8 protein-coding genes are annotated in these 9,265 nt (G+C 45.7%); 6 read left to right on the top strand and 2 right to left on the bottom strand.

Going from position 1 to position 9,265, the window contains the following annotated elements; all coding sequences use genetic code 11:
* Positions 1-243: 243 nt before the first annotated feature.
* The gene (locus DB520_RS09245) at positions 244-2,388 is read right to left on the bottom strand and encodes an outer membrane protein assembly factor BamB family protein (protein WP_232834897.1); all 2,145 of its coding nucleotides are present in this window, start codon (positions 2,386-2,388) and stop codon (positions 244-246) included.
* Between the two features lie 194 nt (positions 2,389-2,582).
* Between DB520_RS09245 and DB520_RS09240 the strand changes: the two genes are divergently transcribed.
* The 5 genes from DB520_RS09240 (at position 2,583) to DB520_RS09220 (ending at position 7,779) form a co-directional block, all read left to right on the top strand.
* Positions 2,583-3,722: an ABC transporter substrate-binding protein gene (locus DB520_RS09240; protein ID WP_114749388.1), complete on the top strand. Its 1,140-nt coding sequence runs from the start codon at positions 2,583-2,585 to the stop codon at positions 3,720-3,722.
* A gap of 1 nt (position 3,723) precedes the next feature.
* Positions 3,724-4,749 carry an iron ABC transporter permease gene (locus DB520_RS09235; RefSeq protein WP_114749387.1) on the top strand — a complete coding sequence of 342 codons (1,026 nt, stop codon included), beginning with the start codon at positions 3,724-3,726 and terminating at the stop codon, positions 4,747-4,749.
* Positions 4,749-5,735, top strand: a complete 987-nt coding sequence (locus DB520_RS09230; protein WP_114749386.1) for an ABC transporter ATP-binding protein — start codon at positions 4,749-4,751, stop codon at positions 5,733-5,735. The genes DB520_RS09235 and DB520_RS09230 overlap by 1 nt, the downstream gene beginning before the upstream one ends.
* Positions 5,736-5,880: 145 nt before the next feature.
* Positions 5,881-6,537, top strand: coding sequence for a response regulator transcription factor (locus DB520_RS09225; protein WP_198675274.1), 657 nt, complete (start codon positions 5,881-5,883; stop codon positions 6,535-6,537).
* Positions 6,538-6,804: 267 nt separating this feature from the next.
* Positions 6,805-7,779, top strand: a complete 975-nt coding sequence (locus tag DB520_RS09220) for a c-type cytochrome (protein WP_114749385.1) — start codon at positions 6,805-6,807, stop codon at positions 7,777-7,779.
* Positions 7,780-7,833: 54 nt separating this feature from the next.
* Here DB520_RS09220 and DB520_RS09215 read toward each other — a convergent pair whose 3' ends face one another.
* Positions 7,834-8,619: an SDR family oxidoreductase gene (locus tag DB520_RS09215; RefSeq protein ID WP_114749384.1), complete on the bottom strand. Its 786-nt coding sequence runs from the start codon at positions 8,617-8,619 to the stop codon at positions 7,834-7,836.
* A gap of 134 nt (positions 8,620-8,753) precedes the next feature.
* Between DB520_RS09215 and DB520_RS09210 the strand changes: the two genes are divergently transcribed.
* On the top strand, positions 8,754-9,188 hold the full coding sequence (locus DB520_RS09210) for a MarR family winged helix-turn-helix transcriptional regulator (protein WP_114749383.1): 435 nt from the start codon (positions 8,754-8,756) through the stop codon (positions 9,186-9,188).
* Positions 9,189-9,265: the final 77 nt, after the last annotated feature.

Here is a 9,265-nt window from a genome sequence, read left to right as displayed (position 1 = left end):
CAGTAATTTATTATGGGTGAGGGACTAAGGGACTTAAAGACTGAGAGACTGAGAGAGGGGGGATTGTCTGAATTCATATATCATCAGAAAAACTAAACCCATCGCTAAGATCTGGGACAGCCTTGACTTTCGTTGTGGAAAGGTCTCCAGTGACCTAAAGTAAGTAACCCGAGTACGCGGAATGGGGATTACAAATCCGCTTTATCTGTTCTCGAAATTGCAAATTTCGAGAAACGTACAGCGTCAATCCCCTCCCAGTCTAAAAGCAAGGTAGGCATCCCCTTTTTTGGTGCCCATTCGGGTTCCACCACAGGCAACCACCACATATTGTACCCCATTTACTGAATAAGTACTTGCCGAGGCAAACCCAGGGGCAGGTAGCATGTATTCCCACAGCAATTCCCCATTTCCCTTGTCATAGGCCCGGAATTTCCCGTCAGCCGTGCCGGCAATCATCAAAATGCCGCCTTCGGTAACCAATGGGCCCCCAAAGCTTTCCGAACCTGTAGGAGGTATGCCTTTTTCCACAAGTTCGGGATATTCCCCGAAGGGTATTTTCCAAAGAAACTCCCCGCTATTTAGGTCTATCGCGTTTAAGGTGCCCCAGGGAGGACTGATGGCAGGATATCCCTTGCTGTCCAAAAATTTGCTGTATCGGTTTATGACATATTCCGGTTCACCGGAAGAGGTAACTGACGCGCCTATTCCCGGTTCCCCACTGTCCACCTTGTCTTCTCCCCAAAGAAAATCCAGTATCGCCCCCATTTCCGAATCGGATAGGTGAGTGAAAGAAGGCATCATTCCTTTTCCACCTCTGATGAGGGCTTTGGCGTTTTGTTTGTCCATTTTCAAGGACAGGTCTTGAAGTGGGGGGTACTCTGTGCCCGCCTGTCCTTTCAAATCCACCCCGTGGCAGGCCACGCAGTTTCTCCTGTAGAGCTGTTCCCCCAATGAAACACCCTTTAAGGATGCAGATTCTTCACTTGGCCCAATCCCCATATACCTGGCCATTTCATTGCTATTGATATACATTACTCCCTGTTGGTCCACAGCTGCACCACCCCAAAGAGCACCACCACTCAAGCCGGGAAACACCAACATGCCCGCTTCATTTAAAGGGGTAAAAGGACCCTGGTAGCCACTGTTTTTCAGTAGGTCCAACAATTCCTCCCGGTTCTCTGCATAGGGGCTGATTTCCTCAGGGGTAATTTCTTGTCTGGAATAAGGTGCAGGTTTTTTCGGTAGTGGTTGTGTGGGCCAAGCCTGCTCCCCTGGAATAGTGGAAGGGGGCACTGGGACTTCCTCAATAGGAAACAAGGGCTCCCCAGATTCTCTATCAAACAGATACACATATCCATGTTTAGTCACCTGTGCCACTGCATCAATGCCCTTCCCATCTCTATTTACCGTCAGCAGATTGGGGGGCGCAGGCAGGTCCATATCTAAAATATCGTGGTGTACAAATTGAAAATGCCAAATCCTTTCCCCAGTCTTGGCATTTAGTGCCAATAGCGTATTGGCAAACAAGTTGGATCCTACACGGTCTTTTCCATAGAAATCAGGTGCCGGGGATCCCGTAGGCACATATACGATCCCTCTATCCCTGTCCACAGCCATTCCTGCCCAGTTATTGGCTCCTCCGATACCCTGATTTAGATACGCTTCGGGGGGCCAGGTATCGTAACCGTATTCACCGGGACGGGGGATGGTATGAAAAACCCACTCCAATTTACCCGTTTGTACATTAAATGCCTGGATATGACCCAATGCTGCATTATGGTCTTCCGCTACCCTGGTAGGCATTATGATCAGATCCTCGAAAACAGTACCCGGGGTATTGGAAAGCACCATTTTTTCTTTTGCTTTGGGACCGAGGCCTGATTTGAGACTTACCTTTCCCTTCTCTCCAAAATCCATTACTGGATTCCCATCCTCTGCGTTGAGAGCATAAAGCCATTCCCCATTGGTATAAAGTATTCTTTTGTCTCCCTTTTTTTGCCAGTAGGCCAGCCCCCGGCTGGTGCTGAACTGAACACGGTCCCCTGGAGGCAAACTCCACTTTTCCTCTCCCGTAGCGGCATCAATGGCAAAGGGAAGGGCACTTGCCGTCATACCGTACAGGACTCCATCCACTATTATGGGGTTAGTTTGCATTTGCCCTGAGTCTCCTGTATGGTACACCCAGGCAGGTTGCAACATCTGTACGTTTTTTCGGTTGATTTGATCCAGTGGGGAATAATGGTTCCTATCTGGCCCTCCGTGATACTCCCTCCATTCCCAATCCGGGGAATGGCACGCAACACACAACATCAGGAAGAAAAGATAAGCCCAAACAGAAGGAAAATCGGATCTAAACCATTCAGTCATTCGGAAAAATGAAAGGTACATCTATGGGCTATCATTGTTAATTGAGACTCGGAAATTGAAGATTTAATCTGAAGGATAAACCTTAAATTTTATATAATGCCTATTATTCTTTTGATTGGTGAAGTAGAGGGATGGAATCCATAACTAGACCATTGCGTAAATAGGTTTTGGATTTAGACTTCACTTTGGCTTATTTTGGGAGACCAATTCAAAATATGTACAGGACTTATCTTTTTGTCATTTCTCTGCCCTTCTTTTTGCTTTTTTCCTGTCAAGAGGAAAAAAAACTTTCAGAATCCGGAGCATGGATAGCCACCAAAGTTGAATTCGCCGATGGTTTCACCATAAAAAAGAAGGGTAATCTTACTTTAATCGAGGTACATAGGGCGTTTGCCAAGGAGCATGCCCCTTTTACCTATCTAGTGTTGGAAGGGCATACCGAGGTGCCAGACGCCCTTGAAGTAGATGCCATCATCCATTTTCCGATAAAAAAAATCGTGCTCACCAGCACCTCCCAAGTGCCCCATTTGGACATGTTGGGTGTCCCCGAATTATTGGCTGGTTTTCCAAATCTGGATTTGGTTTCCACAGCTAGCATCCGGGAACGCATAGAAGAGGGCAAAATTCAGGAACTGGGAAAAGGGCCACTGCCCAATGCAGAGCTACTTTTGGATTTGGAGCCGGATTGGGTAATGGTCTCCAGCTTAGGGGATGACCCCAAATTAGTGGAGCTGTGCCAAAGGGCGGGGGTTCCCGCCGTCCTGAACGGGGAGTACCTGGAGAGGCATCCGCTTGGTAGGGCGGAGTGGATAAAACTTACCGGTGCGCTGACTGGACAGGAGGCAAAAGCAGACAGCGTCTTCAACACCATAAAGGAGGAGTACCAGAGGGCTTTACGGGCAGTGGCCGAAGAAAAACAGCTCCAAAGGCCCAGTGTCCTTTCAGGGGTGATGTACCAAGATATCTGGTACGCCCCAGGGGGGGATTCATGGGCTGCAGACCTATTAGAAAAGGCAGGGGGAGATTATCTCTTCAAGGATCAAAAGCGGAAAGGCAGTACTGAATTGAGCTACGAGTTTGTGCTGGACAGGGCCTTGGAGGCGGATTTTTGGATAGGTGCAGCAGATCATGTCAGTTTAGAGGAGATGGAGAAATCCAACCACCGATATGCTGCTTTCAAAGCCTTTAAAAAAAGAAAAGTTTATACCTATACGGCAAAAAAGGGGGAAACTGGGGGGCTTATGTATTTTGAGGAAGGATATATGAGGCCTGACTTGGTGCTCAAAGATTTAATCAAGATCTTTCATCCCCATTTGCTCCCTGAGCATTCACTGTATTTTTATACCGCTTTGTGATATGAACGTCAACCTCACTTTGAGTTTCGTCTTAGGACTGATCGTTTTGGTGCTCCTTTGGGGACTTAGCCTGAGTTATGGTCCTGTATCCATTCCGGTAGAGGCCATTTGGGCAAGATTGTGGGGAGAGGATTTCCCTAGATCTTCTTGGGAGACTATAATCGTGGAATATAGGTTGCCAAAGTCCATTACCGCCATCTTAGTCGGCATAAACCTTAGCATAAGTGGGTTACAAATGCAAACCTACTTCCGAAACCCCTTGGCGGGCCCTTATGTCCTGGGTGTAAGCTCGGGTGCTGGCTTGGGGGTTGCCATTACTTTGATGGCCGGAACGGCACTGGGCTGGAACTTATGGGGGATGACAGATGGCTGGGTCTTGTTTTTGGCTGCAGCTCTAGGAGCTATAGGGGTTTTGGCCATTGTCAGCTTTACGGCCTGGAGGGTAAAGGACAGCATGACTTTGCTTATTGTTGGCCTAATGTTTGGAAGTCTGGCATCTGCATTGGTGGCCTTGTTGTCGTATTTTGCTGCGGCGGAAAAGCTTAAAATGTACACCGTATGGTCTCTTGGAAGCCTTGGAGCTACCACCTGGCCTCAGTTACAACTCTTTGGTTGGGCCACCTTGATAGGCCTTATTCCAGTTTTTTTAGTTGCCAAGAGCTTCAATGCCATGCTACTTGGAGAGAACTATGCTCAAAGCCTTGGGATAAATGTGGGAAGGTTAAAATGGACGATGATAGTAAGTACAGGTTTACTAACAGGAAGTACTACGGCCTTTTGTGGTCCCATTGCGTTTATAGGTATAGCAGTGCCGCATATTGCGAGGCTAATTCTAAAAACTACTGATCACAAGATCCTGTTTCCAGGTGCTGCCTTGTTGGGAGCCATCATCCTTCTGGCGTGTGACAGCCTGAGCCATCTACCCGGCACTGCAAGCGTTTTGCCTATCAACGCAATCACCTCCCTACTGGGAGCTCCGGTTGTCATTTGGCTTATTGTAAGAAGAAACTTCAGCAAAGAATTCTAATGGAAGCATATCGAACCATTCTCCAGGCAAATGGCCTCTCCATCGGATATCATCAAGGCAAAAAGAAGTTGACAGTGGCCAAAGACCTTAATTTCAACTTGGAAAAAGGCCTGTTAACCTGTATCCTGGGTCCCAACGGAGTGGGGAAGTCCACCCTTTTAAAAACCATATTGGGTATTCTGCCTGCCATCAGTGGAGACATCAAGCTTTTCAACCAACCGCTAGAGAAATACAGTTCGCAGCGATTGGCAAAAACCATTGCCATAGTGCTTACCGAAAGGCCGCCAGGTGGAAACCTTACCGTGGAACAACTCGTGGGACTGGGTAGGATCCCCCATACCGGGTGGCTAGGAGTACTCAGCCAACAGGACAAGAAGAAAATCGATACCGCTATTCGCCTCACCAAAATAGAACCCCTAAGAAAAAGAAGAATGGGGGAGTTGAGTGATGGCCAGATCCAAATTGCAATGATTGCCAGGGCCTTGGCACAGGACGGTGACATCCTGATTCTTGACGAACCCACTGCCCACTTGGATTTGGCAAACCGATGGGAAATTATTCATTTGCTCAGGAGGCTAGCACAAATTTCCGGCAAAGCCATACTGATGGTTACTCATGACCTGGACCAAGCCCTTGAAAACAGTGACCAATTGTGGCTAATGCCCCCCCAACAGGAGATGATAGGTGGCCCCCCGGAGGACTTGTTGATACAGGGAAAACTAGACTTGCTCCTGCCTACTGGAAGCCTGGCTCTGGACAGGGAAACAGGAAAATTATTTTCTGCTAAAAGTTCCAGGTTACCCCCCTTCACCGGTTCTCCGAAATACCAAAAATGGGCAAAAAATTTCCTTAGAAAAATACCACATTCTGCCATTGAATCCTTCCATTTAGAAGATAACCCATTTTCTATACAAATTGCAATTCATGGAAAGACTCAATATTTTGAGTCTTTTGAACATTTACGGTTTTTTTTACTGCAACATTGAAAAAAAGAGAATAAAGATATTGTCCGATTAATTTTTGTAAAACTTTAAATTTCGTTACCTTGGATCAGCAGCAAGGATTAGTTGCCTCTCTATTTTTTTTGAATTGGGGTATTAGGGATATTAAACCAAACTTAAGGGGTATGTTATGAATAAAATAGTGCTTTGCATTGGCTTTTTTTATTGGCACCTAAGCTTTCCTGCGGTATGCCAACAGGATCTATTGGATAATTTACGGATAGGGATCCTCTCCCTGGAAAAGGACACCAACATGGCTTGGGCTCTGCGGGATATGGCCTATTTTCAAGAGATGGAAAACTTGGATTCTGCTATTGCTTACAGTGGAAAGGCCACTGAAAAAGAAAACCTTATCCAAAGACAGTTTGCCCAACTGGTACAGGAAAAAAGGACCAGCAGGGGCATCGTTATTAGCAGTGCACTTCTGAGTGTTATCCTGCTAGGCACATGGCTATTAAAGAAAACGCCATTGCCTATCCCCGTTATAAGCTTCAACCAATCTGAAAACAAAAATGGCTCCTCCAAAAATAGCCCACAAAGCCACCTCCGTTCATCGAATAAAGGGCTAAAGTCCCTGGTCTTGGAAAATGTCAATAAAAACCTCCCCAGTCCCCTTACGCCTAGGGAATGGGAAATCGTCTTGTTGGTGGAAAAGGGCCTGAGCAACCAGAAAATTGCCAAAGAACTTTGTGTAAGCGAGAACACGGTTAAAACCCATCTCAAACATATCTACGTGAAAGCAGAAGTGAACAACAGGACTTCCCTGCTGCACAGGATTCGGAGTTAATGCCTATTCTCGGATAGTTTTTTAATAATAGTATGTTGGGTATGCTTTCTGCCAGATTTTTTAAGATAAAATCATTTTCTATTCCCAGCTACCTATCCATAAAGATAAAGTGGTTACACTATTAGTCTCCACTAGAGGATTTAGACCGCAAGGTTCCCTTTTGCCTCTTACATACCCTAAAATTATGAAGGAATAATCTAAAAATCACCCAAATGGGTGATGCGAATGGTAGCCTAAATTGTGACTTTTGAAAAAAATATCAACACTATGAAGAAGGTTACAAAAATAGGTATTGGGATTATTGCTGCCTTGGCCATATTGGTAATTGTCGCGGCTGGATATATCTCCTTGGCTTTGCCCAATGTGGGATCTGCTCCGGAAAATTACCAGGTGAGCATTACCCCTGAAAAAGTAGAACATGGAAGGTACCTGGCCTACCATGTGATGATGTGCATGGATTGCCACGCACAACGCGACTTTTCCACTTTTAGTGGTCCTCCTATCCCGTCCACGATTGGTGCGGGAGGAGAGCTGTTTGATCATAGCATGGGTTTCCCCGGGGTGTTTGTTTCGAAAAATATCACCCCTTTCGGTATCGGTGATTGGACGGATGGGGAATTATTTCGATTGATTACCACGGGAGTGGATAAAAATGGAGACCCAATATTCCCTGTGATGCCATATGAAAGCTACGGGAAATTGGATTCCGTAGACATAGATGCAGTGATTGCATTTATCCGCACCCTGGAGCCTGTGGAAACGAATCATCCTGAATCAAAAGCCGATTTCCCCTTTAACCTGATCATGCGTACTCTTCCCAAAAAGGCAAACCTTACTAAAAAGCCGGATCCAGCTGACCAAGTGGCCTATGGCAAATACCTAGTCACCGCAGGTGCCTGTGGGGATTGCCATACCAAGTTTGAGGATGGCGCATATACAGGGGATTGGCTGGCAGGAGGCAGAAGTTTTGAGTTCCCTGATGCCATACTCACCTCCTCTAACCTTACCCCACATAGCAGCGGTTTGGCAAATTGGTCTGAGGAAATGTTCGTACAGCGGTTTAAATCCTTCCAGAACCATGATCAACTCCACAAGATTTCACAGGGGGACATGCAAACCATCATGCCTTGGGCCATGTATGCAGGAATGAAAGAAGAGGACTTAAAAGCTATTTTTGCTTTTCTACGCACACTTAGCCCTGTGGAAAACCATATTGAAAGATACCAGGCTAAGCATCAGTAATATACCAAGGTTCAGATTTTTAAAAAAGGCTGCTTTTTTGAAACAGCCTTTTTTTTATAAGCTGTTTAAATAACCTCCATCGATGGGAATATTTGTCCCATTGATATAAGCAGCAAAAGGACTGGCCAAAAAAGCCACCAAATAGCCAAACTCCTCGGGATTTCCCAGCCTTCCCGCAGGGATTTTTTCCATCTTTGCCTGCATCAACTCCTCCAAGGAAGCGCCTTGTTTCTCGGCTTGTGCGCCCATAATCTCCTGTATCCTCTCTGTGTCAAAAGATCCGGTAAGGATATTGTTTACGGTGATCCCATGCGGACCTACTTCACGACTCAGAGACTTTGCCCAACTGATCACTGCCATTCTTATGGAGTTGGAAAGCACCAGGTTTGGAATGGGTTCCTTTACTGAGCTGGAGGAAACATTGATGATCCTACCAACTCCCTTTTTGATCATTCCATCCAAGAACAGATGAGCCAGATGGTGATAGCTCTTAAAAAGCAGGTCGAAGGCCTTCTGGTAATCCGGTATTTCCATTTCCGTTACCGTGCCCGCACCGGGGCCGTTGGTGTTATTCACCAGAATATCTACTGTTTGCTTCTTGAAGTAGTTGGTGGTTTTTATCTTAAAACCCTCAAAGTCATGAAAGTCCACTTCAAGGACACCGTGCTTTTGAGAACCATTTTGAGATAATTCAGCCTTTGCAATTTTAAGTTTTTCAGGGTTTCTGGCAAGCAATGTTACATTTGCACCGCAGGTAGCGAGCTGTTTTGCGATGGCCAGCCCAAGACCCCGGGTACTGCCACCTACCACTGCATTCAACCCTTTGAGATTTATTTCCATAAGCTTTCTTTTGACCAACAAAGATATAAGAATTGTTGACAGTAGAATTTATTTTCAACAAAACCTATAAACTTTGTAGAGTTTGTTGCTTCGAATACATTTTTATACTTATATTTGCCTTACTAATTATTGGCATGACATACGAACAATTCAGCAGGTATTCGTTTCTACTGGACCGTACTGCGAGGCGAGTAAAGCAATACGCACAGCAGAAATTCAAACAGCAGGCATTCGATGTCACGGTGGATCAATGGTTAGTTATGAAGAACCTGTCGGAAAACGACTCCTTAAGCCAGACGGCATTGGCCCAATTGGTGTTTAAGGATCATCCCACCTTGACGAGGATTGTGGACATACTGTGCAAAAAGGGATATGTGGAGAGAAACCCACATCCGCAGGATCGTAGAAGTTTCAGGTTGACTTTGACTGATGCAGGAAAGGAGAAGGTGGCAGAGCTAAAGCCACAGGTTTCGCACATCAGGCAGAAAGCATGGAGAAACTTAAATGAGGAGGATTTCTTCGAATTCAAAAGGATATTAAACACCATTTATAAAAACCTGGAAGCCTGAACAGAACATCGCTTAAATTAGTTGTTACACGAATAGTAGTTATACAAACTAAAATCGAAAAAAAGGTAAGACCTAAA

This window comes from Pleomorphovibrio marinus (genome assembly GCF_003347495.1).
Taxonomy (GTDB): Bacteria; Bacteroidota; Bacteroidia; order Cytophagales; family Cyclobacteriaceae; genus Pleomorphovibrio; species Pleomorphovibrio marinus.
The sequence above is the reverse complement of the archived record's forward strand: the minus strand, read 5'-3'. Positions and strand labels throughout refer to the sequence as shown.

Bases quoted from the DNA above. Each gene is read 5' to 3' on its own strand.
- DB520_RS09245 (WP_232834897.1), bottom strand. From the start codon at position 2,388: ATGTACCTTTCATTTTTCCGAATGACTGAATGGTTTAGATCCGATTTT.
- DB520_RS09240 (WP_114749388.1), top strand. From the start codon at position 2,583: ATGTACAGGACTTATCTTTTTGTCATTTCTCTGCCCTTCTTTTTGCTT.
- DB520_RS09235 (WP_114749387.1), top strand. From the start codon at position 3,724: ATGAACGTCAACCTCACTTTGAGTTTCGTCTTAGGACTGATCGTTTTG.
- DB520_RS09230 (WP_114749386.1), top strand. From the start codon at position 4,749: ATGGAAGCATATCGAACCATTCTCCAGGCAAATGGCCTCTCCATCGGA.
- DB520_RS09225 (WP_198675274.1), top strand. From the start codon at position 5,881: ATGAATAAAATAGTGCTTTGCATTGGCTTTTTTTATTGGCACCTAAGC.
- DB520_RS09220 (WP_114749385.1), top strand. From the start codon at position 6,805: ATGAAGAAGGTTACAAAAATAGGTATTGGGATTATTGCTGCCTTGGCC.
- DB520_RS09215 (WP_114749384.1), bottom strand. From the start codon at position 8,619: ATGGAAATAAATCTCAAAGGGTTGAATGCAGTGGTAGGTGGCAGTACC.
- DB520_RS09210 (WP_114749383.1), top strand. From the start codon at position 8,754: ATGACATACGAACAATTCAGCAGGTATTCGTTTCTACTGGACCGTACT.